22 protein-coding genes are annotated in these 25,746 nt (G+C 70.9%); 12 read left to right on the top strand and 10 right to left on the bottom strand.

The genetic code is table 11. The annotated features are described in order from the left end of the window. Positions 1-378: DUF6668 family protein (locus ACZ6N8_RS30020; protein ID WP_466014271.1), on the bottom strand; the 378-nt coding region annotated here is incomplete at its 3' end. 718 nt (positions 379-1,096) lie between these two features. On the opposite strand from ACZ6N8_RS30020, the gene ACZ6N8_RS30025 reads away from it, so the two are divergent. Next, positions 1,097-2,236, top strand: a complete 1,140-nt coding sequence (locus ACZ6N8_RS30025; protein WP_466014273.1) for a M23 family metallopeptidase — start codon at positions 1,097-1,099, stop codon at positions 2,234-2,236. A gap of 59 nt (positions 2,237-2,295) precedes the next feature. Here ACZ6N8_RS30025 and ACZ6N8_RS30030 read toward each other — a convergent pair whose 3' ends face one another. After that, a complete protein-coding gene (locus ACZ6N8_RS30030) occupies positions 2,296-2,625 on the bottom strand; it encodes a hypothetical protein (RefSeq protein WP_466014274.1) in 330 nt (109 codons plus the stop codon). Between the two features lie 412 nt (positions 2,626-3,037). Between ACZ6N8_RS30030 and ACZ6N8_RS30035 the strand changes: the two genes are divergently transcribed. The 5 genes from ACZ6N8_RS30035 (at position 3,038) to ACZ6N8_RS30055 (ending at position 7,982) form a co-directional block, all read left to right on the top strand. Then, the gene (locus ACZ6N8_RS30035) at positions 3,038-3,481 is read left to right on the top strand and encodes a plasmid mobilization protein (RefSeq protein WP_466014276.1); all 444 of its coding nucleotides are present in this window, start codon (positions 3,038-3,040) and stop codon (positions 3,479-3,481) included. Further along, on the top strand, positions 3,478-4,980 hold the full coding sequence (locus ACZ6N8_RS30040) for a relaxase/mobilization nuclease domain-containing protein (protein ID WP_466014278.1): 1,503 nt from the start codon (positions 3,478-3,480) through the stop codon (positions 4,978-4,980). The genes ACZ6N8_RS30035 and ACZ6N8_RS30040 overlap by 4 nt, the downstream gene beginning before the upstream one ends. A gap of 13 nt (positions 4,981-4,993) precedes the next feature. Continuing rightward, a complete protein-coding gene (locus ACZ6N8_RS30045) occupies positions 4,994-6,052 on the top strand; it encodes a hypothetical protein (RefSeq protein ID WP_466014280.1) in 1,059 nt (352 codons plus the stop codon). 399 nt (positions 6,053-6,451) lie between these two features. Continuing rightward, positions 6,452-7,294: a hypothetical protein gene (locus ACZ6N8_RS30050; RefSeq protein WP_466014282.1), complete on the top strand. Its 843-nt coding sequence runs from the start codon at positions 6,452-6,454 to the stop codon at positions 7,292-7,294. A gap of 19 nt (positions 7,295-7,313) precedes the next feature. Next, complete coding sequence (locus ACZ6N8_RS30055; protein WP_466014284.1) at positions 7,314-7,982, top strand: DUF3800 domain-containing protein; 669 nt, start codon at positions 7,314-7,316, stop codon at positions 7,980-7,982. Between the two features lie 554 nt (positions 7,983-8,536). Here the strand turns inward: ACZ6N8_RS30055 and ACZ6N8_RS30060 are convergent. Continuing rightward, positions 8,537-8,824, bottom strand: a complete 288-nt coding sequence (locus ACZ6N8_RS30060) for a hypothetical protein (protein WP_466014286.1) — start codon at positions 8,822-8,824, stop codon at positions 8,537-8,539. A 635-nt stretch (positions 8,825-9,459) separates the two neighbouring features. Between ACZ6N8_RS30060 and ACZ6N8_RS30065 the strand changes: the two genes are divergently transcribed. Then, positions 9,460-10,590 carry an AbiJ-related protein gene (locus tag ACZ6N8_RS30065; protein WP_466014288.1) on the top strand — a complete coding sequence of 377 codons (1,131 nt, stop codon included), beginning with the start codon at positions 9,460-9,462 and terminating at the stop codon, positions 10,588-10,590. Between the two features lie 71 nt (positions 10,591-10,661). Further along, positions 10,662-11,945, top strand: a complete 1,284-nt coding sequence (locus ACZ6N8_RS30070; protein ID WP_466014289.1) for a hypothetical protein — start codon at positions 10,662-10,664, stop codon at positions 11,943-11,945. Between the two features lie 174 nt (positions 11,946-12,119). Here the strand turns inward: ACZ6N8_RS30070 and ACZ6N8_RS30075 are convergent, their stop codons facing one another. The 3 genes from ACZ6N8_RS30075 to ACZ6N8_RS30085 all read right to left on the bottom strand — a co-directional run bounded on the left by ACZ6N8_RS30075 (position 12,120) and on the right by ACZ6N8_RS30085 (position 20,531). Further along, entirely contained in the window at positions 12,120-19,616 is a 7,497-nt protein-coding gene (locus ACZ6N8_RS30075; RefSeq protein ID WP_466014291.1) for a DEAD/DEAH box helicase family protein, read from the bottom strand. Continuing rightward, a complete protein-coding gene (locus ACZ6N8_RS30080) occupies positions 19,616-19,792 on the bottom strand; it encodes a hypothetical protein (RefSeq protein ID WP_167517416.1) in 177 nt (58 codons plus the stop codon). Before ACZ6N8_RS30080 ends, ACZ6N8_RS30075 begins: the two co-directional genes overlap by 1 nt. A 466-nt stretch (positions 19,793-20,258) precedes the next feature. Beyond that, positions 20,259-20,531, bottom strand: a complete 273-nt coding sequence (locus ACZ6N8_RS30085; RefSeq protein WP_466014293.1) for a recombinase family protein — start codon at positions 20,529-20,531, stop codon at positions 20,259-20,261. A gap of 157 nt (positions 20,532-20,688) precedes the next feature. On the opposite strand from ACZ6N8_RS30085, the gene ACZ6N8_RS30090 reads away from it, so the two are divergent. Beyond that, positions 20,689-21,696, top strand: a complete 1,008-nt coding sequence (locus ACZ6N8_RS30090) for a hypothetical protein (protein WP_466014295.1) — start codon at positions 20,689-20,691, stop codon at positions 21,694-21,696. 147 nt (positions 21,697-21,843) lie between these two features. After that, positions 21,844-22,332, top strand: coding sequence for a hypothetical protein (locus ACZ6N8_RS30095; RefSeq protein WP_466014296.1), 489 nt, complete (start codon positions 21,844-21,846; stop codon positions 22,330-22,332). Between the two features lie 30 nt (positions 22,333-22,362). Here the strand turns inward: ACZ6N8_RS30095 and ACZ6N8_RS30100 are convergent, their stop codons facing one another. The 4 genes from ACZ6N8_RS30100 to ACZ6N8_RS30115 are packed head-to-tail and all read right to left on the bottom strand — an operon-like array spanning position 22,363 to position 24,323. After that, positions 22,363-22,749 carry a hypothetical protein gene (locus ACZ6N8_RS30100; RefSeq protein ID WP_466014297.1) on the bottom strand — a complete coding sequence of 129 codons (387 nt, stop codon included), beginning with the start codon at positions 22,747-22,749 and terminating at the stop codon, positions 22,363-22,365. Continuing rightward, positions 22,746-22,931 carry a hypothetical protein gene (locus ACZ6N8_RS30105; protein WP_466014299.1) on the bottom strand — a complete coding sequence of 62 codons (186 nt, stop codon included), beginning with the start codon at positions 22,929-22,931 and terminating at the stop codon, positions 22,746-22,748. Before ACZ6N8_RS30105 ends, ACZ6N8_RS30100 begins: the two co-directional genes overlap by 4 nt. Before the next feature lie 38 nt (positions 22,932-22,969). Then, positions 22,970-23,539, bottom strand: coding sequence for a GNAT family N-acetyltransferase (locus tag ACZ6N8_RS30110; protein ID WP_466014300.1), 570 nt, complete (start codon positions 23,537-23,539; stop codon positions 22,970-22,972). A 7-nt stretch (positions 23,540-23,546) separates the two neighbouring features. After that, positions 23,547-24,323, bottom strand: a complete 777-nt coding sequence (locus tag ACZ6N8_RS30115) for a GntR family transcriptional regulator (protein WP_466014302.1) — start codon at positions 24,321-24,323, stop codon at positions 23,547-23,549. Positions 24,324-24,616: 293 nt separating this feature from the next. Here ACZ6N8_RS30115 and ACZ6N8_RS30120 point away from each other — a divergent pair, with 293 nt between their 5' ends. Then, on the top strand, positions 24,617-25,168 hold the full coding sequence (locus ACZ6N8_RS30120) for a sigma-70 family RNA polymerase sigma factor (RefSeq protein WP_466014304.1): 552 nt from the start codon (positions 24,617-24,619) through the stop codon (positions 25,166-25,168). Next, positions 25,165-25,746, top strand: coding sequence for an Lsr2 family DNA-binding protein (locus ACZ6N8_RS30125; RefSeq protein WP_466014306.1), 582 nt, complete (start codon positions 25,165-25,167; stop codon positions 25,744-25,746). The genes ACZ6N8_RS30120 and ACZ6N8_RS30125 overlap by 4 nt, the downstream gene beginning before the upstream one ends.

The raw sequence follows: 25,746 nt of genomic DNA on the forward strand, positions 1-25,746 counted from the left end.
GCGCGGCGGCCGCCGCGGCGATGCGGCGACCGCGACGACGCCCAGCAGCGTCATTGAGGCGGACAACCCCGAGCGGCGGCGCCACTGCTCGATGGCGCCGGTCGCAGCCCAGGTGCCGGCTGCGGACGCGCGGCAGACCAGCACCACCTGTGTCGCCGGCATCGCCGGTGTCAGCGTGGGCCAGCCCTTGCCGAAGTCCAGCCCAAAGCCGACCAGTCGGGCAAGGGTGCTGACGCCGGCGCCGCCGTGACACCCGACCCACCACACCGGTGGCCAGGCGTCGAGATTCGGCGGAATCAGCGCGAAGGGCAGCGCTGGGGCGATCCCGGGGCGCGTGCGAGACGCGGCGACAGGGGCAGCCTTCACCGGTGATTCCACCAGCGCACGCCGATAATCCCCGTCATCCGATGCCTCCCCCGTGTGTCAAGGTCACCGACGAGTACCAGACAGTAGCACTGCGTTTGTGAATGGATCTATGGTGTTGGCTCTGCCGCAACAGGACGCGAAAGGGCACCACGGGGAGGCGTCGAATGGCACGCAGAGCAGGTGAACTCACGCGCGCCGACTTCGTCCATCGGTGGGCTCACGTCGCCCACGGCGTTGTTCTCGCAGGGGCGATGATGGCCGGCTGCGCGCCCGCGGCTGAGCCGGACGCAGCGGCGCGGCAGGGCAGCGGCGCGGTCTACCCGACGACCGTCGCCAGTGGTGCCTCGCCGTTGGCGGCGGGAGAGCGGCCGGGGACGGACGACCACGACCAGGCGTCAGCGCCGCCTGCACCGCCACCGCCGGCGCAGGCAGCACCGGTCGTGGCGGCGTTTGCCGCAGCATGGGTGCGATCCGACCTGCCAGCGACGGTGTGGTGGCGCGATGTTGCCCGAACGTGCGACGAGGGCTTCGCTGAGGCGCTGCGGACCGCCGACCCGGCCCGGGTGCCAGCGACACGGGTGACGGGCCGCCCGGTGGCTACACAGGCGCCATCTGAGGGCGCAGCGGTATACGAGGTGGCCACGGATGCGGGCAAGCTCACCGTCACGCTCGCCGCCGTCGACGGCCGCTGGGTGGTCACCGGCAACGACTTCGTCCGGTCGGTGAACTGATGGACCGCAAGCCGGTCGCGCTGGGCGTCGGGGCGCTGGCCGTGGTGATGCTGCTGTGCGGCGCCACGGTCGGGTTGCCGATGCTGATGTTCGGCCAGGCGGACGCGGAAGCCGCCGCCTGTGAGGTGCCATCGGCGCCGGGGTCATCGCCGGAGCCGGGAGCGGGACGGTGGGACGGCGTCGCGACGACGAACGCGGCCACCATCGTCGCGGTCGGCCGGCAGCGCCAGGTGCCGCCGCGCGGGTACGTCATCGCGCTGGCGACCGCAATGCAGGAGTCCACGTTGCGCAACCTGGCCAACGCCAACGTGCCCGAGTCGCTGAACCTGCCGCACGAGGGCGTGGGCCGCGACCATGACTCCGTCGGGCTGTTCCAGCAGCGCGCCGGTTGGGGCAGCGTGCGCGAGCGAATGACGCCTAGCTACGCCGCGACGAAGTTCTACGAGGCGTTGGTCAAGGTCGACGGTTGGCAGCGGATGCGACTGACCGACGCGGCGCAGGCCGTGCAACGCTCCGGCCTGCCGGAGGCGTACCAAAAGTGGGAGGGCGACGCCGAGCAACTCGCCGCGCTTGTGCTCGGCCTGCCGAACATCGACGACATCGGCGGCGGTGCACCGACTGCCCCGTGTGGCACCGACGATCTCGGCCCAGTGCCGGTTGGCCCGGGCGGGTGGGTTCAGCCGATCAGGGCCGCCGTCGGCAGCGACTTCGGCCAGCGTGGGCGCAACTTCCACGCCGGTGTGGACATGTCGAAGCCCGACGTGCGAGGCGACACGATCCGCGCAGCAGCGACCGGCGTCGTCGAGCAGGTCAAGTGCGACTGGTACACCACGTGCGACCGCGACGGCCACACCAGGGCGCGGGGATGCGGCTGGTACGTCGACATCCGCCACCCGGGCAACACCGTCACCCGCTACTGCCACATGATCCAGCGGCCCGAGGTGGCGATCGGTCAGCAGGTCACCGCCGGCACGGTCATCGGCTTCGTGGGCAACAGCGGCGGCAGCTCCGGAGCGCACCTGCATTTCGAGGTGCACCTCAACGTTCCAGAAGGACAGTTCCACGCCAACCGCAACAACGCCGTGGACCCGGTCCCGTTCATGCGCGCCCAAGGCGCGCCGTTGGGTTTGACGACGTGAGCAAAATCAGCACCACGGCCTCCCCCCGCGCAGCGAGGGAGGCCGTCGACGTGTTCCTGTTACGGCTGGGCAGGCTTACTCAGCATGGGGACCGGCTCATCGGGCATGGAGGGTGTCGCCGGTCGCGGTGCACGGCGACGCCGCGCTGGCGTGGGCGATGGCGCGTCCAGACCGAGCTTGGCCAGTTCGCCCTCCGTCCAGCCGCCCTGCACGGCGGCGGTATACGTGGCGGCGTAGCGATTCATGGCTTCGACCAGCGCTGCGGCAAGTTGGTCGCGTTCGTGCCGCGCGGTGGCCGCCTCGCCGACCAAGTTGGCGCGGTCGCGCAGCAGTTGCAGTGCCGCCTTCTCGGTCTCGCCGCGAACGGCCTTGGCGCTCAGTTCGGCCATGAAGTCCTCCCCCGGATGACTGTGCTCTGGTGGCTGTGGACGCCGAGCTTAGCCGCCAAGATCGATGCTTGGGGTACCGCTTTTCCACCCCTCCGGCCGGCCGGTGGGGACGCCATCAGTGCCAGCCGAGGACATCGACCGGGGTCAAGGGTGGGCCGCAGGCCCATCGCGCAGCGACGCAGCGCGCCCTTGATGCTGGGCGGCATCCGGCTATCGTCTCCGGCCCCCACTGGGTGGGTTCATGGTGCGCACCGTCAGGTGCGCTCGACTCGCCCAACGACACAGGCCGCGCCCACACGACCAGCCTCCTTCGTCGGAGCAAGTTGGAGTAAAAGTCTGACTTTTGGTCAGACGGGCCGCGTTGCGGCCGGCCGATACACGGCGGGAAGCGTCCGCCGGGAGGGTGGTCGACGTGGCTGATCCGGCGCAGGTCGGCGTGGTCCGCTTCGGCGCGAGCCAGCGCCGGCGGCGTGCCCACAGCGACGACGATCCGCGCGTGCACCGGGTGACCGTCCGGCTGTCCGAGGCGGAGATGGCGGCGGTCGAGGCGAACGCGGCGGCAGCCCGGATGGCCACCTCGGCGTACCTGGCGGAGGCCGGATCGGCGCCGCTCGTGCCTGCCCCTGCCGGTCCGGACGGCGCTGCGGAGACAGGGCCATTGCTGGTCGAGTTGATGGGTGTTCACCGGCAGGTGCGGGGCGCGGCGCACAACCTGAACCAGGCCGTCGCGCGGCTGCACTCCACCGGTGAACCGGCCGGGGACCTGGCCGCCGCGGCGGCGTACCTGGCGAGAGTGGCAGCGCGCGCCGACGACCTCGTCACCGCGATCGCCGCCGCGCAGACGGGTCGCCGATGATTCCGAAGGTGACCTACGGCAGCCGGGTACGCGGTCTGCTGGAGTACCTGTGGGGGCCGGGCAAGGCGGAGGAACACGTCGATCCGCACCTGGTCGCCGGGTACGACGATGTGGATCTGCTCGCTCCAGAACGCCGCGAGCGCGACGGCGGCGGGTGGTCGCTGGAGGAGCTGGCGGCCCGGTTGGACGCGCCGCAGATCGCCGCCGGCGAGCGCGGGGTGCAGCAGTACGTGTGGCAGTGCTCGCTGAGCCTGCCCGCGCAGGAGGGGCAGCTCGACGACGCGACCTGGTCGCGGATCGCGGGCAGGTTCGTGGCCGAGATGGGGTTCACCGGCGACGCGGAGCGGGCCGGGTGCCGGTGGATCGCGGTGCGGCACGGCCTGTCGGCCAAGGGCAACGACCATGTGCACCTGGTCGTCACCCTCGCCACCGAGGACGGGGCGCCGGTGTGGCTGCGGCAGGACAAGCGGCGCAGCCAACAGGTCGCCGACCTCCTGGAGGATGAGTTCGGGCTGGGTAAGTGGACGCCCAGCCGGAGCGGGGCGACGAAGCGGCCGGAGCTGAACCGGCCAGAGGTCGACCGGGCCCGGCGCAGCGGCCAGGCCCCGGACCGGGAACTGCTGCGCCGCCAGGTCCGGGCTGCCCTGGCCGGCGCCAGCAGCGAAGCTGAGTGGGTCGCCCGGATGAAGGGCGCGGGGCTACTGGTCGCCCCGCGGACTTCGGCGGACCCGAAACAGGTGGTCGGGTACGCCGTCGCGTTGCGGCCGACCGGGGCGGGCAAGCCGACCTGGTACGCGGGGCGGAGTCTGGATGGCGACCTCAGCTTGCCCCAGGTCCGCAAGCGGTGGCCCGAGGCCGAGCGGCCTTCGGCCGGCCAGTGGAAGGCGGCGGATTCCGCGGAATCGAGCCTGCGGGGCGAGGACCGGATGGCGGTGTGGCGGTCGTCGGCCGCCGCGCTGGAGGCGATCAGTGGCCGGCTGGCCGGGTTGGCTCCGGACTCGTTGCAGTGGCCAGCGGTGGCGCGGGGCAGCGCCGAGCTACTGGCACGGGTGGCTGCGGCCACCGAACCATCAGGGCGGGGTCCGATGAGCCGGGCTGCCGACGCTCTGGCCCGGGCGGCGGCCCCGCCGCGTCGCGCGCCGGCGGCGGCGTCGTCGTCGGTGGCCCGGGAGTTGGGTCGCGTCGCGGACGCGCTGCTGGTCGCCGGACACGCCCGCGACGGCGGTGAGGCGGCCGTCCTGCTCGCCGTGGTCGTCCAGGCGGCCCGGCTCGTCGTGGCCCTGGCCGAGCTGCGCGCCGCGCAGCAACAAGCCCATGCCGCCGGCGCCGCTGCTGCTGCCGCCGCACACCTGATGCCCCTGCTCCAGTACGGCGCCCAGCTCGTCGACCAGGCGCAGGCGCCGAGCCAGGGCGGGCCGCCGCAGCGGCCGGTCCACACCGTGCCGGACCCGGTCCGGCCCCGCATCGACCCCAACGTCGAGCGGGATCCGCAGCGTTGAGGGGGACGAGCTAGTGGCCGAGAACGAGATGGCCGAGATCCACCAGCGAGCCACCGCGGCGGTCACCGCCGCGATCCAGGCCGCCGGCCAACTGGCGCAGGCGGCCATCGAGATCCGGATCGCCCAGCTGCAACGAGCCGCCCGCGCCAGCGAGGAGCAGGCCCGTCGCATCCGCGCCCAGGTGCGCGCCGCCCAGCAGGCCGGCGCGACCGTGTGGCGGCCGGCGACCCGGCCGTCGTGGTGGCGGCGGGCGTCGGCTGAGGACATCGCGCGGGCCTGGCGGGCCAGCGCCGAGTGGGCGGCCGTCGACCCGCGCGCCCAGGCCGCCCAGCGGGTCATCGTCGTGCGGCTCGCCGAGCGTGGCGTCCACGTCGACCCGCAGGACGGTGCCCGGCCGGGAGACGAGGCATGGCTGTCCGACCAGCTCGACCGGGCCGCCGTCGACGACCTCGCCCGGCCGGCAGAGGCCCCACCGGCGGAGGCCCGGACCGATGACGCCAGCGAGCGGCGCCGCACCGCCCAGGAGCGCCAGGAGGCGATGGCGGTGCACGTGCGGGAGGTGTGGTCCGCCGACCGGGCGGAGCGGGTCATCGCCTCGGCGGCGTGGCCGGCGCTGGCCTACAAGCTCGACCAGTTGGAGCGCGTCGGGCACGATGTGCGCGACCGGCTTCGACAGGTGCCCGGCTTCGTCGACCGGGCCCATACCCCCGCCGCGTACGCGTTTCGGGTGGTCAACGACTACGCCACCGAGCAGGGCGCCGGAGCCGTAAGGGCCGACGGCAACGTCCACGGCGACGGGGATCGCCCCGCCGCCACCGTCGACGGTGAGTGGCGGGAGACGGGCGGCACGAGGGAGGAAGGCGCTCGCGGCGACCGTCCAGGGACCGGCCAGACGTCTGCCGGGTCCGGTGATCGCGACCTTCACGCGGCGAAGCTCGCGGCCCAGGCATTCCCGCAGTCGACCGTGGCCGCCGTCACCGACGTCACGTCGGCGGGCCGGTGGGCTGAGGCGCCACCGGCACCGGCGCGGTCCCCCTCGGCGGGCGTGACCGCCGAGGCGCCAGGCCGGTAGAGGCCGCGCCGGCGCGGTCAGGGGCAGGCGTTGCAGAAGGTCCCGGCGAACGCTCCTAAGGCGGTTTGGCAGCGCAGACCTACAACCCGCAGTGGTAGTAGGTGATCGAGTCCCTGTCGGCCAGGTCGAAGACCATGTCGGGCAGGAGGGGCCGGATATTAGGTACGAAATGGACATCCGCAAAGGTGGTAGTGGACAGCTCCCACCCACGCCAGATCGTCGCTCTGATGCAGCGAGTCTTAGGCCGCGGACCGGCAGTCGGCTATTGGCTTCGTATATGAACTATCAGCGGTACTAGTAGAAGTAGTTTCATCGGTCTCACATTCACCCGCTGTGGTGGCAGCCAGCCTCGGGGCTACCCACTTGGTACGAGATGCTGCCGGGGTGCTTAATGGAGAGGTGCATGACTTCGATCCTGATGAGCGAGAAGCCAGTGTGGCGGACACCCGGGCCGCCATTCTGAAGCGCGCTGGCCGTTCTGCTGCCCCTATCCGTCGGACCTTCGTTCAGCGACCCCGCGTCTCCGGTGCTGTTAACCAGGACCGGTCTGGTCCGCTGTCCTGGTTCGTGCGGACCAAGAACCTCCGCGCCCTCCAGGCATACCTCATGGTCGTGGCCGCAACCAGCAGCGGCAACGGCCCCGACGGGTGGAGCACCACTCATCCGATCAAGGTGTGGGCTCGAGCGTTCGGCACCACGGAACACGCGGCTCCGGCATCGGCCTCGAATGCGGTGTCCAAGCTGCTGCAGAGGCTTGAGGAGCGCGACCTGATCGAGCGCCGACGGCGTGGCCGGGAACGCCAGATCCAGGTTCGGCTTCTGTGTGAGGACGGTAGCGGTGACCCGTATACCCGGCCGGACGGCAAGGCAGTGGCGGACCGCTTCCTGAAGTTGCCGCACGCCTTCTGGCTCGACGGCTGGTGCGACAAGCTCAAGCTGCCTGGCCTGGCCATGCTGCTCGTCGCGCTGAGCGAAAAGAACGGCTTCAAGCTGCCCACGGAGAGAACTCCGGACTGGTACGGGTGGTCAGCCGATACCGCCGAGCGTGGGCTGGCCGAGTTGGAGGACCAGGGCCTACTGAGTAAGAGCCGGCGCCGCCGCACGGAGCCGCTGAGCGCCTCCGGCTACGGGATCGTCAACACCTACTACCTTCTGCGACCATTCGGTCCAGGCCGCCCAGGGCTCTCTGATCTCGCCCCTGCCCCGACCATTAAGGAGACCGCCCCCCGTGACCAGCCCTAACACCCCCGGGGCGACCCGGATGTTCTACATCGATGACTCCGGCTCAGAGCAGAGCGGCTGGATCGTCTACTCCTGGGTCGAGTGCGCTATCGGCAGCTGGCGCACCTGCCTACGCGGTTGGCTCGACCTGCGCAAGCAGCTCTTCACCCAGTTCGCCATCCCCGCCTCCGTCGAGATGCACTCCACTCACTTCGCCAGTGGGCAGGGGAACCCCAGCACCGACGCCGCCTGGAACCGCAGGAAGAGCAACCGCGGCCAAGTCATGCGGATGGCACTTGAGCAGATCGGCCGCTGCCCCGACCTGGCGGTCGGAACTGTCTACCGGCACACCACAGCTAATCGCCGCGCATACTTCGCAGAAAAGGCAAACGTCTACGAAAAGCTCGTCGACCACCTCGATGGACGTCTCGGATCCGCCAACGAACTCGGCCTCCTCTTCATGGACGGCGACGGCACCGACCACTCCTACATCCAGGCTCATCGTGGCCTCAAGCTGGCCCACCGCAACATCATCGAAGACCCACTGTTTCAGGGGTCAACCACCAACCAGTGGATTCAGATGGCGGACATAGCTGCCTGGAGCGCCTTCCAGGGGCTCCAACAGGCACCCAACCGCCGCTTCGCGTGGCACTGGTACTCCACGTACCTGCTGCCCTGCGACGTCAACGGCGGTCCGTTGGGCATCTGAGGACAAAAACAAGCAGACCTGCTTATCCACGTGAGTGGGGCAGGTCCGCAAGGACACTGTAGCGCACTCAAAGCCTCTGAGCAGCAGATACGGCATCTCCATAGTACTTACACTTACCCGCTGAAGTGGCAGTTAATCTCCGCCAAGGAGGACGAATACATGCCTCAGATCAAGCAGGAAACGTCAGCGCGACAAGGCGGGCACGCGCCAGCGCGAGCTGGACCGCAACCTTGCTGGGGTGCCGGTAACGGACGTGTCACCGTCACGCAGGCTCCTTGCCTGCCACCGGAGGGTGCTCAGCGTCTGACGTCGCCTACCCGGCGGCGGAGCGCTCCCGGGCGGGCAACTGGGCCAGCGCGCGGACGACGTCGGCGGGCCGCACGGTGATCAGCCCATCGGGCCCGCCCGTAGCTTTCAGCAAAAAACCAACGCCAAGGAGTTGATCTTTCAGCCCTGGTTAGGTGTGGAATGCCCCACCGCCCGGCCTGTCGAGCATGGGCCGGGCGGTGCGGGCCGATCAAGTCGCTTGCTCCAGCGCTCTGGACCGCGCTGGCCTACTTGCTGACGACGACCAGGTAGACGATGACCGCGATCGCGATCGGCACGGCGGCCACCGGGTAGCTCCAGACCGCCCAGCCAGCGCTGGCACCCGTGCCGGCGGCGGCCAAGTGCCGGCGCGCGGCCTGGCCGATGGCGGCCGTGGCGCTCAGGACGACCTGCCTGATGGTGCCGTCGACCTGCCGGGCGACGAACTGATCCAGGGTGGACTGGTCCGACTGCGGGTCGGGCGGCACCGACGCGAACCGTACGGCCTTCGGATCGTTGGGTGCTGTACTGCGCATGGGTGCTCCCTTGGTGAGGAGCTGCCTGTGTCGTCTGTCGACGCAGGCAGCCCTCATGATTGATTGGTCGGGACGGCTTGGATCTCTGCGGCGCGCAGCCCCCCGGAAGGGGCAACAGGGACTTAGCAGGCTGCAACCCGCCAATTCCCACACGTCACAGATGAACCAGGTACATCATCTACAAGCACCTACGCGCTGCGGAAGCAATGTGGGTCAGGTCACCAAATCAGTGTGGGCGAGTGTGACCTAGGCCACCGGATGACCGAGTCTGACGTGTTGTAATGGAACACGAAGTCTGCATTGTGACCATCGTCACTTGACTTCAGCGCGTGGCTTTCCTAGGTCGGGACGGCACACAGCGTGAAACGGCCCGCCGCTGCAACGGCGGGCCGTTCGTGTATCCGTCGGGCGAGCTGCGCGGCTACGACGCCGCCGGATTTGCGATGGTGGCGATGCCCGGGGCACTGGCTGCCGGCGCTGAGCCCGCCGGGTGCGGACGAACGATCCGCAGCGCCACCAGCGAAACCAGCCCTCCCAAGAGGAGGTCGAAGGGCAGGGTCAGCAGCGCCGCGAGGCTCGCCCGTAGCTTTTAACCCAAAGACAACGGGGGCTATCAGTACACTCCGGGCCCGATGATGTCCTCGCCGATACAGCGCGCGACCGCGACGGGCCGGATCACCCACGTCACCCGCCGCCGCCTGGTCGAGGGGTTCGCCGCTATGCCCACGGCACACTGGAGCGGCGACCTCGACGAGCCAGACTTCCTCGCCCGGCTCTACCCGCTGGAGCAGATGCCGAGCATCGACCCACGCTACGACACCGCCGGTCGGGACATCTTCCAGCACCGTGTGCTCAACCCGCTCGACTGGCCCGACGACTGGATCTTCAGGGATGACCGGTTCGGGCTGGCGGACAACGACGACGCACTGCTGGCCTTCCTCGTCGAGATGCTGCACCCCGAGGTCCGCACCAACCTTGCCGAGGTCGAACAGCTTCGAGACTTCCTCAACGAGGTACTGATCCACGACGGCTACGAGATCGTCCAGGTCGATGCCATCAGCGGCGCCCCGATCTTCGACTACCGCCTGATCGGCTCCGGCGTGCGCGGCTCCATGAAGAACCTCATCTTCGCCGCGCTCGGGCCCAAGCCGGAGATCGTGCTCGACGACGCCGTCAACAACGACCTGCACTTCGTCCGCAACGCCGACAACTGCCTGGTGTACGACCGGCCGTTGGGCGCACACGGGCTGACCTGGGCCGAGCTGACCGACTGGTGGGCCGATCGACAAGGAATGACCGGCGAGCCGGAGCGGGACATCTCACGCAGCCTCTATCGCAGGCTGGACCAGTCGCTCGGCGACAACGACGCCGAACGGCACATCCTGCGCACCTACGCCGAGCGCTACGTCCGGCTCGGCTCCGGCATCCCAGCTCTGATCCCGCAGGTCTACCTGCACTACGATCCGTACACCGCGACCGAGCGACGGGCACCCGGCCCGCTCCCACGTCAACGCATGGACTTCCTGCTGCTCCTGCCTCACCGGGCCCGCGTCGTCATCGAATGCGACGGCAAGCAGCACTACGCCGACGACGACGGCCGCGCTAACCCGCGCCAGTACGCCGACATGATGCGCGCAGATCGCGACCTTCGCCTGAAGGGGTACGAGGTGTACCGGTTCGGCGGCGCCGAGCTCGTCAACGACGATGCCGCACAGCACCTGCTCAGCATGTTCTTCGACCGCCTGCACCAGCGGTACCACTCATGACCGGGACGCAGGCACCCGGCCCGTGTCGGTGTCTTCGCCTACAGTGACACCCGTGCCCGAGGGACGACACGGTGGATAGCAAGACGAGCCAGGAGCTAGCCACCGTGTCGCAGATGCTGGTCCAGGCCGGGAACCAGCACGCGGCGCGGCTGCTGTCACTGGCCGAGCAGGCAGAGATCGGGCAATCGCTGCCCTGGGAGCCCGCACCCGTTCCCGTGGTGCTGCGCGTGCATCCCGCGTTCGTCGGGCTGTTTCGGCCGGCGGATCTGCAGGTGATCGCAGCGCAGTTCGATCGGGTCCGGAAATGGGGGAACGGCGACAAGCACCAGGTGAGCGTCGCACCCGTGCTCGCCGACCCCTTCGCCCGCAATCACCTGGGCAGCGGCACGGACGCCATGCAGCTGCGCGACGAGATCGCCGAGACGTTGTGGCAGATCAGCGCCACCAAGCTCCCGGACGTCTGCCGGGCGCTCGGACTCGAAGATGGCGACGTCGACGAGGCGATGGCCAGCAAGCGCGCGTACGTGCGCAGCCGAACCAGCGACTACACCCTGGACCAGCTGTGTCAGCTCGGCGCACGTGTCGTCGAGCAGCATTACCGCCCCCGGCTGTGGGGACTGCTCCAGGTGCACGCCGGCCGGCGTACCGGAGCCGACTCTCCGTTCAAGAACCTCATCTTCGCCGCGGACGGTCCCAAACCAGAATTGGTGCTGACCGACGCGCTAAGCAACACCATCGAGATCAGCAAGAACGGCCAGTTCTGCCTCGTCTACGACCGCGGCTTGGACCCCAGCGGGTTGAGCTGGCGGCAACTGGTCACCTGGTGGACCGAAACCCACGCTGAGCCCGGGACCAGCGAACAGGAGGCCGGCCGGCAGCTGTACCTGCGCCTGCGGCGCTCGCTGGACCGCGACCGCAAGCCCTCGGACCCACCCGGCCCGGAGCGGCAGGTGTTCCGCGCATACGGCGAGCTGCTCAACGACCACGGCTTCGACCTGCCGGCGTTGATTCCACAGGTCTACCTGCACTACGACCCCTATACCCGGGCCCAGCGGCGTGAGCCGGGACCGCTACCGCGCCAGCGGATGGACTTCCTGCTGCTGATGCGCAGCCGTTGGCGGCTCGTCATCGAGTGCGACGGCAAACAGCACTACGCCGACGACGACGGGCGGGCAAGCCCTCGTCGCTACGCCGAGATGGTCGCCGCAGATCGGGAACTCCATCTGGCCGGCTACGAGGTCGTGCGCTTCGGCGGCGCGGAGTTCCAGTCGCAGGAACAGTCTCTGCCGATGCTGCGCCGCTACTTCACACGGTTGTTCATTGGGCACGGCTACCTGCCTGAATCCGCAGCGTGACATCGCCGGCCGGTGGCCGGGAGAGCCGCCGGCAGGTCAGGCAGCAACCACCGAATGACGACCCGGCACCGCCGCTGCGCCGACGCGAGCACGCCGGGACGTCACCCTGACCGGACACGGATGGCGACCACGGCACTCAGGAGAGGGAAGGCCGCGGCCCGGCGTCGATATGGGTCACCGCTCGGGCACATGAGCGTGGTCGTGGTGGGCGACCCGGTGGGGAGTGGCGGGGGCGGGTGAGACGGGCGCTGCCGCCCCTGGGCCGGTCGCAGGTACGAACGCCGTGGCGGCCACCGCAGCCGCGTGGACGGGCCGCGTGCCGATGCCACTCTGCGACTCTGCTGGCCGGGGGGTGAGCTTGTCCCAGACGAGGTTGGTCAGGCCCTGGCGGAACGCTCGATCGCCGTGGAGGTCGGCGAGGCGGATCGCGTCGGCGGGGTCGTCGAGCTGCGCGATGGCGGTGGTCATCGCGGCGGCGAACGTCGCGCTGAAGGCGGTCTGGTCACGTGCGCGCGCGGCGGCCTGGACGGCGTCGACGCGTAGGGCCTGCTGCGTGCAGGTGTCGAGCAGCGCCCGATCCACCGGCGTCGTGGCCGCGACGATGGCGGCCGGCGCCAGCGGGCTGATCACCTCGGACTGGCCCGCTCGGCTGTCGCGCTGCGTCGAGGGGCCCGCCGCCGAGGCTGGCGGGGGAACGTCCCGGACCGCCTGGTGCACGGCCTGCCCGGCGGCGCCGTAGAGGGCCTGGCGCCAGGCCGGGTCGTCGCACTTGAGCATCACCGCGACGGCCATCTCCGTGTTGCCGGGGTCCGCGAGGGCGTGGGTGAGTGCCTTGTCGAACGGGGCTGAGAAGGCGGCCAGGTCGGTGGTGCGGGCCGCGTCTTGGACGGCGCCGCCGCCGGCGACGTGCTGCACGCGCCGGTCCAGCCACGCCTGTTCGTCGGGGGTCAGGCTGTCGCGCAGGTCCGTCGGCATCCAGTTGTCGACCGTGACGGGTACGGCGGGCGGGGCGGCCGAGGGTGGTGGGGTGGTGTCGGCCATCAGGTCGATGACCGCGTTGATCGCGCGGAGCCGGCGGCGGGTGTCGAGCAGCTCGTCGCGGCGGGGGAACGGCTGGTCGAGCTGCTCGGTGGCCCGGGCGATCTCTTCGTGCTGACCGGCGATGCGGGCCTGCACGGTGGTCCGGGTGCTGTCGAGGTCGGTGAGCTGGTTCTCCAGGCGGCGGACGAGGCCGGTGGGGTCGCCCTCCACGGCGGAGGTGAGGCCGACGGTGGTGGAGGAGTCGGGGATTCCGTCGAATCGCAGGGCGACGAGCATGCCGTCGCGACCGGACCAGAACACCGCGTCGACGCCGAAGCCGCCGAGCTGGGCGACGCCGGCGGCTTCGCGACGGTCGGTGGAGGCGACGCCCTGCGCGGTGGCGGTCAGGGCGTGTTGCAGGGCTCGGCCGGCCTCGGCGCGTTTGGTGAACCGGTGCCCGGCGACGGTCATGGCGAACTTCTCGCCGCGGGTGTCCTGGCGTCGAGCGATGACGTCGTCGAGCACCTCGACGCGGCGGGTGTCTTTGGTGATCCACGCCTTCAGCTCGCCGACCTGGCGGCGCAGCGCCGCCTGGGTGTTGTGGTGGGTCCGGTCGGCGCGTTCGAGCCGGGTGAGGTCCTGGGCGACCTGCTCGCGGTCCATCAGCAGCGGGTTGCCGGTGGCAATGGCCTTGATCTGGTGAGCCTGGAGGGTCTCGTCGCTGACGTCCTCGATCTCGCGGGCGGAGGTGCCGCGCATGATCTGGTCGATGAAGGTGCCCTTGCGGGCCACGGTCTGCCAGGAGAAGGCGTCGAAACTGCCGGCGACGACGTAGCGGTAGATGCTGACCTCGGGGTTTTGGTTGCCCTGGCGCAGGATGCGTCCCTCGCGCTGGGTGACGTCGGCCGGACGCCACGGGCAGTCCAGGTGGTGCAGGGCGATCGCGCGGGCCTGGACGTTGGTGCCGACGCCCATCTTGGCGGTGGAGCCGATGAGCACGGCGACGTCGCCGGAGCGGCAGGCGTTGAACAGGCTGGCCTTCTTGGCGTCGGTGTCGGCTTCGTGGATGTAGCGGATCTTCTCCCGGGGCATCCCCCGCTCGACCAGCAGTTCGGCCAGGGCGTCGTAGGCGTTCCAGCGCTCGGGGTTCGGGGTGGACTGGTCGCAGAAGACGATCTGCAGCGCACCCGGGGTGGGGTGCGGGACGGGGTCGGCCGCGTCGGGGTTGACCAGGTAGACGGTGTCGCGGGTGTCGCGCCAGATCGCGGCGATCCGCTCCGCTGCGGCGTCGATCTTGCCGGGTGCGGTCTGCTGCTCGCCGATGAGCCGCAGGTCCAGGGAGGCGGCGCGGGCCTCGCCGGAGACCTTGAGCATGTTGTCCTGCTGGGGCTCCACCTGGCGGTTGCGGATCCGCTCGACGCGCTCGTCCAGGCCGGAGATGAACTCCTCCAGCTCCGGGGACGGGTCGAGGGTGACGATGTGCGGGGCACGTTCGCCGTCCTCGCGCTGGCTCAACTGCGGGGTGGGCAGGGCCAGGTCCTCGGGGGTGCGGACGTCGCCGTAGGTCCGCATCATCAGCGACAGCTCGGGCACGTTGGCGTACTTGGCCAGCCGGGCGCGCATCTGGAAGCCCTGCCCGGTCGGGGACACCTCGATGGCGGTGACGACCTTGGCGAAGGTGGCCGCCCAGGTGTCGAAGTCGGTGGTTCCGGTGGCCTGCAGGAGGTCGGGGCGGAGCTGGCGGGTCACCACGTACAGCTCGCGTACGGAGTTGGCGATCGGGGTGGCGGTGGCCCCGCACACCACCCGTTGGCCGCGCTGGCGGCGCAGGTAGGACAGCTTCATCCGGAAGTCGACCGCGCGGTCGGAGCCGTCGTTGCCGGCGTCGGGGATGGAGCTGGTGATGGTGTCGTTCTTCAGCTCGTGCAGCTCGTCGCGGTAGACGTAGTCGATGCCGGTCTGCTCGAAGGTGACGCCCGGGTCGCGGGCCTTGTCGAGCTTCTCCTTGACCCGTTCCTCCTTGCGCAGCAGCGCCTTCTGCAGGCGCTTGACGCTGCTGGAGCGCTTGGCGTCCTCGCCGTTGGCGATGGCCTGCTCACCGGCGCGGACGATCTTGTCGCGCAGCTCTGCCAGTTCCTCGTCGAGGAAGCGGCTCTGCTCGTCCGGGGAGAGCGAGAGCCGCTCGAAGAACGAGGCGGCCATGATGATCGCGTCCCAGTCGCCGGTGGCGCAGCGGGCGACGAAGCGGCGGCGCCGGTCGGTGCTCATGTCGTCGCGGCCGGCGGCCAGCAGCCGGGCCCGGGGGTAGATCTGCAGGAACTCGCGGGTGAACTGCTCCAGCATGTGGTTGGGCACCACGATGGCCGGCTTGTTGACCAGGCCGAGGCGGCGCTGCTCCATCGCGGAGATGGCCATCACCGCGGTCTTGCCGGCCCCGACGGCGTGGAACAGCCCGACCGCCGGCTCGGCGACGATGCGGGCGACCGCCTCCACCTGGTGTGAGCGGGGTGTGAAGCCGACTGCGATGCCGGGCAGGGACCGGGTCACCCCGACGTAGCTGCGCGGCACGGTGGCGTTGAACATCTCGTTGTAGCGGGTGGCGACCTGCTCGGCGCGGTCCGGGTCCTCCCACACCCACGCGCCGAAGCGTTCCTCCAGCTCGATCGCCTTGGCCTGCGCGGCGGCGGTGGCCTCCACGTCGAGGGCGCGTTTGCCCTCCTCCACCTCCACGAACACCCGGATCGGGGTCTTGGTCAGCAGCCGCTGCGCGAGGTCCGGCGCGGCCATTCCCGGCGTGCCCCAGGTCGAGCGGGCCAGGACGCCGGCGCGGGAGCCGCGGACCCGCCAGTCGGACCCGCCGACGTGCTCCACCCGCAGGCCCGGGTCGCGCAGCGTCTCCTGGAGGAACTGCTGGATGAGGGGGGCGGGCAGGAACGGGGCGCCGAACGCCGCGTCGATCTCCCCCGGTCCGAGGTCGCGGGGGATCACCCGTTGCAGGGCGCGCACGTTGGTCTCGAAGCGCGGATCCGTCTCGGCGGCGGCCTGGGCGGCGCGCAGCTTCACGCGCACGTTGCCCGACAGGTACTCCGGGGCCTCCACGAGCCGGCCCTGGCCGGGGTCGTCATAGACCAGGTCGCCGAGCGCGGCGCGGGCCTCCGGCTCGCTGACCCCGAGCAGCCGGGCGACCTCGGGCAGCCGCACGTCGCCGTGGGTGTCCACGCAGATGGCCAGGGCGTCGGCCGGGGTGTCGGCGCCGAGCTGCGGCGCCCGGGGCAGGATCACCCGGCGGGCGAAGATGTCGGCCTTCGTCGCGGTCTGGGTGGTGTCGTCGAAGTGCTCCAGGGCGAACACGGTGGCGGCGTGCGGGTCGGTCTGCCGGAAGCGGCCCATCGGCGGGTTGATCCGGGCCATCTTCGGCTCGCCCGTCTCCGGGTCGGTCCGGCCGGTGCGGCGCAGGGTGTAGCGGTTGAGCGGCCCGTGGGCGGCCAGGTAGGCGTCGTACCGGTCGTTCAGCTCGGCACGTAGCGCCGCCGGTGACCCCGGGGCGGGCGGGCCGCCGTGCTCGTCGCCGTCGTCGACGGTGGCGGCCTCCGCCGAGAGCAGCGCGGTCACGGTGTCGCGCAGCCCGAGCAGCGCTCGCAGCTCATCGGCCTGGCTGGCGGGCACCTCGTGCGGCACGACCTGGCCGTCGGCGACGGTGGTGAAGGTGCCGTCGTCGCGGGCCTCGATGTGGCCCTCGGCGCGCCAGTGCGGCGCGAGCACCGCCAGCGGCTCGGCCGGCCGGTCGCCGTCGACGCGCGGCGTCATGGTCAGGCCCTCCCGACGGGCCTCGTCGACGACGTCGCGCAGCACCCGGGTCAGGGCCTCACCGGTGTTGTCGCTCGCGCGGACGACCAGCTCGCCGTCGCGGTTCATGCCCCGCCCGAGCGTCATCTCGCCGAGCACCCGCTCCGGCCGGTCGACGAAGTATTCGTTGACCTGGTCGGCCTGCTCAGCGGCGGTGTCCAGGTCCAGGGGGCGGGTCTGCTCCCATGCGATCGGCCCAGGCTCGCGATCCGGCTCGCGCCGGCGCAGGATCAGCAGGTCGGTGATGGCCTGGGTGCCGGCGGTGGCCTGGTGCGCTCCGGAGGGCAGGCGCACCGCGGCGACCAGGTCGGCCAGCGCCGCCATCTCCCGCCGGGCGGCGGGGTTCGCCGAGTCCAGGGTGTAGCGGGAGGTGAGCACCGCGACCAGGCCGCCGGGCCGGGTCAGGTGCAGCGACTTGATGATGAAGTGGTTGTGGATGCTGTGCCGGCCGGGGTTGTGCCGCCGGTCGGTCAGCCGCACGTCGGCGTACGGCACGTTGCCCACGGCCAGGTCGAAAGCGCCGGACGGGGCCCGGGTGTCGGCGAAGCTCTCGGTGCGGATCTCCGCGTGCGGGTACAGGGCGGCGGCGACGCCGGCCGTCACCGGGTCCAGCTCCACGCCGACCATCCGAGCCTGCGGCGGGGCCAGGCCGATGAAGTTGCCCGACCCGCAGCCCGGTTCGAGGACCGCCCCGCCGTCGAAGCCGAGCTCCCGCACGGCGTCCCAGATCGCGCGCACGTACGCCGCGTCGGTGTAGTGGGCGTTGAGGGTGGTCAGCTCCGCCGCGGCGTACTCCTGCGGCGACAGCAGCTCCCGCAGCTCGGCGCGCTGCTGGGCGAACCGGGCGTAGTCGGGGTGGTTGGTGCGGGACTCGAACACCCCTGGCACCGCGCCCCAGCTCGCCCACCGCGCGAGCACGGCCTGTTCCTGCCCCGTGGCCGGGCGGCCAGCGGCTTGCACCTCGCGCAGGGTCCGCAGGGCGGCCAGGTTCGCGCGGAGTTTGGCCATCTCGCCGGCGGGCGCCAGGTCCTGCTGCCCGCCAGGGCGGAACGATTCCGCGGCATCACCCGCGCCGGCGTCGGCATCCGCTGTGGTGGCCTGGTCCGGAGCGGTGTCGCCGGTCTCTTCGGCCGGGCCGGCTACCGGGTCGGGGTCTGCGGCTCGTCCTCGTCGTCCTCCTCCTGCGCGACCCGCTGCCACCACGGGTCGTTCGGGTCCTCCACCAGCGGCGTCCACGTCGGGCTGGCCGCCGGCGTCGTCGACCCGGTCGGCGTCTCGTCCGCCGCCTGCTCGGCGTTCGGGTCGATCAGGATCAGCTCGGGGAGGATCTCCTCCTGCGCCATCTGCTTCGCCGCGTTCAGTCGGCCGAGCTTGCCGAGGTACCCCTCGCCCGGTTGATCCGGACCGGCCAGCTCTCGCGTCCGCTGCTCGATCTGCTCCGCTGCCTGCTCCCCCAAAGTCGAGAAGAAGCTGCTCGGGTCCTCGATGGTCGCGTACCGCTGGGGCAGGTACGTCTGCCAGTGCTTCTGGGCCTGCGCCCCGTAGTGGTTCATCCGTCTCCTCCGCGTCGGCCGGGCCGTCCTGGTCACCGTCGGCGGGCGGGTCGGCGGTCGCCTCCTCCCCCGCGTCGACCACCGGCGGCGCGTGCGCCGTGGCCGCACCGTCCAGAACGGCCGGAGCGGGGGCCGGCACGTCGACCACGGCCGCCGGCTGCACCTCGGGGGCAGGCTCCGGATCCAGGTGCCGGGCGACGTACGCCTCCAGTGCGGCGATGTCCACCCCGCTCGCGCCGACCTGGTAGCGCAGCAGCGACCGCGCCGAGCGGGCGACGCCGGCGCGGCCCGCTGGTGTCTGGTAGGCGCGTGCCGCCCACTCGACCCGGGCGGTGACCACGGCCTCCAGCAGCGGCCGAGCAGGGTCCTGCGGCCGGGGGCCGACCGCCCGCAGCGCTCCCGGCGTCGTGGGGTGGGCCTGCACGGCGGGGGCGAGCAGGTGGTAGGCGCGCTCGGCCGCGCGCCGGCCGGCCTCGCCGGCGCCGATGGCCACGGTCACGCCCGCGGCCACGTCAGTCTGCTCGGTGAGCACCGCGACCTGTCCGGGTGTCAGCGTCGGCCCGCACGGCGCGACCACCACCGGGGCGTCCTCGCCGGCCGTCGCGGACCGCGCGATCGCCTCCAGCGCCGTGGCGGCCACCACCACCGGCCGGCCGGCCGGCTCAGGCTGCTCGGCGAGCCCGACCAGCGCGTCGGCCGGCCGGTGGATCGCCGTGGCAGGGCCGTGCAGCACCGCAGGCACCGACTCGTCAGCGCCGGGCGGCGCGTACCCGACGAAGCTCACCACGGCGTTCGTCTGGGGATCGCGCACGCCGACCACGACCCGGTCCTGGAAGCGGTCGACCAGCAGTCCGCCCCGGCCGGTCGAGGCCAGTCCGGAGGCCAGGATCTCGGTGTCGGTGAAGCCGGCCCGGCGCAGCTCATTGACCAGCGCCGTCGGGCGGCCTGGCGCGTACCCGAGCATCCACCGGCCGTCGACCGGCACGCCCTGCCCAGCAAGCCACCGGCGCGGTCCCGCGCCGCCCGGGCTGTCGAGCTGCGCCCGGTAGAAGCGGGCCGCCAAGTCCTGCGCGGCCAGTAGCCGGTCCTGCTCGGCGGTGGTCACCCGGGACCGCGTCGGAGGCCGGGGTGTGACCTGGGCGTCCAGGGATGCCGCGCGCAGCCTCAAGGCCGCGGCCCGGTCGCGGGCCGCGTCGACCCGTTCGGCGACCTCGGCCGCTATTTGGTCGTCGCTGCGGTCAGGCATCGTCATCAGGCCCGCTCGTCGTCGGGCTCACCCGCTGCCAGCACCCCTTGCGCGCGCAGCCGCTCGAACAGCCGTTGATGGTGCTCCAGCGTGGACGTGAGCTGGTCGATCTGGTCCTGCAAGCCAGCGATCGTGCTGTCCACAGTTCGCGGCGGTGCAGGCTGCGCAGCTTCGTCGGTCATAGTGCCCCCGTAGTGATCGACTCCCCGCCCACGGTAGTCAGCCCCGGCACGCTACGTCGAGGTAGATCCGGGCCGCTACCGCCGACGCTCGCCCAAGGGGTTGATGCCGCAGAATCACGGCCAGGGGTAGCGAACCGGGCCAGGAGACGCCGGCCGGCGCCCGGTCGTCGTGGTCGCGCTTTCCAATATCGACGCCTCCGGCGGGGCCTCTCTCGGAGATCCGGGAGGGACCACAGGCGCCGGGTGGGTGAGTGGTCACCCAGGGGTGGGACCTCCCCGCGCCGGCCGCCCAGAGGGCTACCAGACCGTCTCTGGGGCGACCAGGCCAAGCCGCTTCGCGGTCGGCTTCGCCGAGCCTGGCCGCCCCAGAGCCGGCCCGGTCGATCGGAGATCGGCCGACACGAGGAGATCCCACCCCACCCCCCGGCACCCGCGCGCGGGCAAGCCCGCAACCCCTGACCCGGGCCTACGCCGACCCCTGGGTCGCGTCGTACCGGTCGAGCACGTACTTGACGCTGCTCTTGGCCCACTGCCCCTTCCCCGACGGGGTCGGGACCTGCTCCGCGTTCAACGCCGTGGCGATCGCGGCGAGCGACAGTCCCTCACCCCGTAGCTGCGCCGCCCGGGCGGCCGAGGGCGGCAACGGCGCCGGCGGGCGGCCCAATCGCACACCCCGGTCCCGGGCCGCCGCCATCCCCGCCGACACCTCGGGCCGGCGCATCTCCGATTCGCTGCTCATGCCCCCCACCGTACGGCAAAAAGGTACAGAAAAAGACCCCCAAAGCAGCTTTCTCTGTACCTTTTCCTGTACGATAGAAGGACAAGGAACGGTCCGACCAGGTGAGCCACCACCCAGCCGGACCAGGAAGAACAGCCCCTCTGCGAAAGGGAGTTCCATGACCCAGCCTACGACGAACCCGGTTCGCCCTGCCCAGCTCGCCCCCGTCCGCGTCGGTCGCGGGACGGCCGTGCACCTGGGCAGCCTGAGCAGCATCACCGGCCCCGACGGCAGCCCTCGCTACGTCGCCGCCTGGTGCGGTGCCAGCGGTCGCGGCGACGACGTCCGCGCCGGCGAGGCGATCACCGACCCCATCGACTGCCGCACCTGCCTGCGCACCCAGCCCCGACCCATCGAGCTGATCAACGCCAGCCTGACCGGCGAGCCCACCACCCTGCCCCACACCGGTCTCGTCGTCCCCCACACCAAGCTGCGCGTCACCGACGTTCGCCCCGTTCCGGGGACCGGTGGAACCCGTGCCCGGCTCATGCTCGGCGAGCACGTCATCGGCTACATCAGCAGCAGTGTGCACTTCCAGCCCATCGGCCGGACCTGGATCGACACCAAGGACCTCGCCGGCTACGCGGCGGACTGCCGCACCGCCGCCGGGAAGACCCTCAACGTCCGGGACGTGCTCGGCGCTCTGGTCCGCGAGTACGAGGCGGCAGACCAGCGGCACGTCATCCCCGCTGCGGAGTTCGACCACAACAACGAGTGCGTCGGTTGCGGCACCGCCACCCAGGACGAGCCGTGCGTTTCGACCTGCCCCTTCCTCACCGGGACGTTCGGTCCGGCCGTCACGCTGCGCGCCGCCGCCAGCCGCCTGACGCAGCACCCCGGCAAGATCGGCTACCTGGTTGGTAGCGCGATCCGAGCCGCTGCCCGGCACCTTACCGGCAGCCCTCGCTGCTATGACCTCGCCGAGGCGACTATCAGCGTGCTCGGGGACCACCTCACCGAGCAGGCAGACCCGGCATTCAAGCAGATGGGCGGCGGGGAGCTGATCACCTGGTACGGCCAGTGCGCTCCCCTGCGCACCATCACGGTCGCCCTGTACGCCGCTGCGGCCCGTTACGACGGCAGCGACTTCGACCCGACCGAGGACTTCGCCGCTCTCCCGGCGTAGACGCGAAGCGGGCCGACCCCGAACGTGGGTCGGCCCGCGTCACCTCTCGCCCGTCTCCGAGCACCCCCGTCGCTGGCCAGCGGCGCGCCTCGGTGATCACGGGCACCAGGCCGCCACCGGCCCACAACCACAACGCGGGAGAGCACCATGACCAGCAGCCACCGGGCCGACGCCCGCACCATCCTCGCCACCGCCACGCCGGCAACTCACCGCCCTCTGCTGGCCTGGGCCGTTGGGATCACTGCCTGCGGGCACGCCATCGACCCCCTGACCTACTGGCGCACCCGAGACGCCCGGCGAATCGCCCCTGACTACAGCGGACGGACGCTGCCCGCCGGCCGGATGCTCCGGCTCACCCGGGCGCGGATCGAGATCACCGACGGGGACCTTCACCAACCGTTGCGGCTGGCCTGGACCGACCTGGGCAACGTCCTCGACAACGGTCGGGTCACCGACGAGCTGATCTGGCGCTGCGAGCAGGCCGTCATCGCCTGGCGCGACCACCCGGGCGGATTCCGTGGCGCGGGCTGGGCCGACGTCGTCGACGGCTGTTCCCGAGCCGGCCAGGCCGTGTGGACAGCGTGCCGGCCGGCCGACCCCGGTGAGCAGCTCGACCTGTTCGCCCTGACCATCTGAGGCGTGGTCAACGGCGCGCGGCTGCGATAGTCAGATCGCGATGACCGGGCCGCCGCCGGCGATGCCGCCGTACAAGCCGGGCTGGCCGGTCAGGACGTGACAGCCCAGGTCGATGGCGGCGAGCACCGCGCTGGCCGCGTCGACCCGGCCCACGGTGTCGAGGGTGACCGCGAGAGCGCGCCAACTGTCCGGATCCGGGCTGAGCACCTCAGCGGCGCGGTGGGTGACGAGCAGCGTCAGGCGGTCCTGGTCGGCGACGACCCGGGCCGCCTCAGCAAGGCACAGCACCGGCAGGCCGAAGACGGAGCCCTCTTCGTCGGCGACCTCGGCGATGACCTCGCCGACGTCGATCGACTCGCGGCAAAACGCGATGATCGCGGATGCGTCGAGGATGACCCTGACGGTCGGGTCGGTCACGCGGCGCGGGCCGGCAGGCCCAGCTGCTCGCGGGCCGCCGCCTCAAGCGCCGGCGTCCACCGGTCGCGGGCTTCGTCCAGGCGGCGCCGGGCACGCGCCCGGCCTTCCTCGGTCACGACGATGCCAGCCGCAGCGAGCATCGCCGTGGTTTCGGTGGCGGTGTCCGGATCCTGGCTGGCCATATCCGCAGGATACCCCTGGCCGGACCCTCTACGCGCATTCACTCGGCAGAGCCCTGTTCGTCGCGTCGTGCGATCGTTCGCAATTCAACGGGTTGTGGTGCCATCGGTGCGGCGGGCCGCTGGAACAGGGCTCCCGACCGACGTTCCGGGTGACTGGAGGTCCGAAGGTAGGTCCAGCCGCGCGAGAGGTAATAGGCATGTAGGCCCTCGTTGGTCTTCCACGCATCCAGGCGGAGGTGTCGGCAGCCCTGGTGAAAGGCCAGGTCACCAGCCCACGCCAAGAGGAGTGCGCCAAGCTCCTGCCCGGCTCGATCGAGGCGGACCGCCAGTTTCGAGACATAGGCAGCAGGTTCTGCCAGCTCAGCAGGTGTCCAGAAGTCTGGATCGCCGGTGAACTCGACAGTGACCGTGCCGATCGCCTCGTCGCGATCCCACAGCAACCAGATGTCCCCTGCAGCGAGCGCAGGGATCAACTTGGTCCGCCATTTCTCCCATGTTGCCCACTGGTCCGACCCGCGATCACGTAGCCACTGGATCCGTTGGGTGAGGAGGCCCATGGCGACCTCGAACTCTTCGTTGGTGGTCGCGGGACGGATGATCAATGTCAAGGCTGGTTCAGCTCCATGTCCGCTCGAACTTGCGCTCGAAGACGATGACATGTTGGTCGCTGGGCAGCACATTGACGGTGCAACGTACCGGTGTGCCGTCTGCGACGTAGCCAGTGACGTAGTGGACGGCCACCGGTGTGCCGGGACCGAGATCGAGTCGGCGGATTTGCTCGGGCGTCGGCATCCGGGTGTAGATCTCGTCGATCGCGCGGTCTTGCGGGTAGCCGAGGTCGGCAAGCGCCTGGTTCGTGCCGCGGGCGACATCGGCCGGCGACATGATCTCGGAGTCCTTGACGATGTCGAGCGGGAAGTGGGAGTCGTTGATGTTGATCGGCTCGCCGTTGATGTAGCGCACCCGGCGGCGAGCGACGACGACGGTGCCAGGCTTGATCCTCAGTCGCTCTGCGATGTCAGAGGACGCCTGGACCAGGGAGACATCGATCGTCTGGCTCGGGACTCGTCCCTCTTCGATGATTTGCTGGCAGAACCGGTCCATCTCAGGGCTCGCGGGCTGATCGCGAGACTCCCCCTGCGGGCGGTACAGCATGTTCTCCCGCTTGCGCACGAAGTGCCCAAGCGGTCGGCGGGCGACCACCAGGCCCTCGGAGACCAGTACGGCGATCCCGTTGCGGACAGTCTGGCGCGCAACGCCCCACTGCTCGGCGAGTTCCAGCTCGGTCGGGAGTTGCTGGCCACCGGCCAACTCGCCCGAAGTGATCTTGTCTCGGATGGCTGCGGCGATCCGCTGGTACGCCGGCAGTGAGGCCCCCCTGAACGTGTCCACCTTCCGAGTCTTGCTCATGCGGTAGAACATTGTCTAGTCAATGTTGCCCTTACCCCTTGACGCTGCTTGGGTCTCAGTAGCACCATCAACACCAAGCGCATTGTCTGGTCAATGAGTACCTAATAGTCCTTCGGTGCGCTTACCAAGCAAGAAGGCTCGACGGGATTGCGCCCCGCCGAGCCCCCGGATGGCATCCAACCCCATCTCTCAAGGAGCAACAGATGCCAGCAATGAGGGTACGTCCTGCCCGGAATCATCCGGTGCAGACCCGACCCGGATCGACGGTCAACGACGTGTCTGCGCTCGTGACGCGGGCCCAGGCCGGTGACATTGAGGCGTTCGGCCTCATCTACGACCGCTACGTCGACGAGGTGTTTCGGTTCGTCTACCGCCGGGTGCTTGACCGGCAGACCGCCGAGGACCTGACCTCGGAGACGTTCGTGCGGGCCTTGCGCAACCTGGCCTCGTTCAGCCGCCCGGGTGGCAACGTCCCCGCCTGGCTGACCACGATCGCCCGGAACCTAGTGGCCAACCACCACGCGTCGTTCCGGCAGCGGTTCGAGGTGCCGGTGGCGGACATCCACGACGCCACCCAGGTCGGCCAGGTGACCGACGCGGCGCGGACCGCCCTGGACCGGCTGAGTCACGAGGCGCTGCTTGCGGGCGTCGACCAGCTCGCCGAGCACCAGCGGCAGTGCATCGTCCTGCGGTTCCTGCGGGAGCTGTCGATCGAGGAGACGGCCGAGGTCATGGGCCGCACCCCGGCGGCGATCAAGGCCCTCCAGCACAAGGCCCTGCGGGCCCTGCGAGGGCTGCTGCCGATGTCGGCGGTGATGCCGGCATGAGCACCACGACGACGGCCACGCCGGTCAACGGCAACATGGATGCCCTGCGACGGGCCGCTGCTGGCACGCCGGCACCCGCGCAGCGCGTCCCGATGGGCATTCGGGTCATCGCTGGTCCCGGCGTTCCCACCGGGCAGACCGCGCCCGCTGAGAAGACCCCGGCGCAGGCCCGGCCGCCGCGGACGCTGGAGCAGTTGCTGGCCCTGGCCAACGTCAGCGACGCCGCGCGGACCCGGCACCTGGCGGAGCGCATCGGCGGGCTGGTGGAGGAGCTGACCGGCCGGATCGAGGCAGAGCAGACGCAGCGCGAGCAGCGTGAGGCCGCCGAGAAGCAGCGCGCCGAGCTGGCCGAGAAGGAGGCTGCGCTCGCGGCTCAGTTGGCGCAGGTACGGCAGGCGCTGCGCAGCACCGGCCGCGATTCCGCAGCATCACCCAACCGAACTGCCGACAAGAAGGAGCGGGCGACGATTCGGGAGTGGGCCCTGGCCAACGGCTACGAGGTCCGGGACCGGGGTCGGATCTCCCGCGAGATCCGCGAGGCCTACGCCTCTGCGACTGGGTCGGAGGTGACCCAGTGA

It is taken from the genome of Micromonospora sp. NPDC047521 (assembly GCF_055587305.1).

Bases quoted from the DNA above. Each gene is read 5' to 3' on its own strand.
- ACZ6N8_RS30025 (WP_466014273.1), top strand. From the start codon at position 1,097: ATGGACCGCAAGCCGGTCGCGCTGGGCGTCGGGGCGCTGGCCGTGGTG.
- ACZ6N8_RS30030 (WP_466014274.1), bottom strand. From the start codon at position 2,625: ATGGCCGAACTGAGCGCCAAGGCCGTTCGCGGCGAGACCGAGAAGGCG.
- ACZ6N8_RS30040 (WP_466014278.1), top strand. From the start codon at position 3,478: ATGATTCCGAAGGTGACCTACGGCAGCCGGGTACGCGGTCTGCTGGAG.
- ACZ6N8_RS30055 (WP_466014284.1), top strand. From the start codon at position 7,314: ATGTTCTACATCGATGACTCCGGCTCAGAGCAGAGCGGCTGGATCGTC.
- ACZ6N8_RS30060 (WP_466014286.1), bottom strand. From the start codon at position 8,824: ATGCGCAGTACAGCACCCAACGATCCGAAGGCCGTACGGTTCGCGTCG.
- ACZ6N8_RS30065 (WP_466014288.1), top strand. From the start codon at position 9,460: ATGTCCTCGCCGATACAGCGCGCGACCGCGACGGGCCGGATCACCCAC.
- ACZ6N8_RS30075 (WP_466014291.1), bottom strand. From the start codon at position 19,616: ATGACGATGCCTGACCGCAGCGACGACCAAATAGCGGCCGAGGTCGCC.
- ACZ6N8_RS30080 (WP_167517416.1), bottom strand. From the start codon at position 19,792: ATGACCGACGAAGCTGCGCAGCCTGCACCGCCGCGAACTGTGGACAGC.
- ACZ6N8_RS30085 (WP_466014293.1), bottom strand. From the start codon at position 20,531: ATGAGCAGCGAATCGGAGATGCGCCGGCCCGAGGTGTCGGCGGGGATG.
- ACZ6N8_RS30090 (WP_466014295.1), top strand. From the start codon at position 20,689: ATGACCCAGCCTACGACGAACCCGGTTCGCCCTGCCCAGCTCGCCCCC.
- ACZ6N8_RS30095 (WP_466014296.1), top strand. From the start codon at position 21,844: ATGACCAGCAGCCACCGGGCCGACGCCCGCACCATCCTCGCCACCGCC.
- ACZ6N8_RS30105 (WP_466014299.1), bottom strand. From the start codon at position 22,931: ATGGCCAGCCAGGATCCGGACACCGCCACCGAAACCACGGCGATGCTC.
- ACZ6N8_RS30125 (WP_466014306.1), top strand. From the start codon at position 25,165: ATGAGCACCACGACGACGGCCACGCCGGTCAACGGCAACATGGATGCC.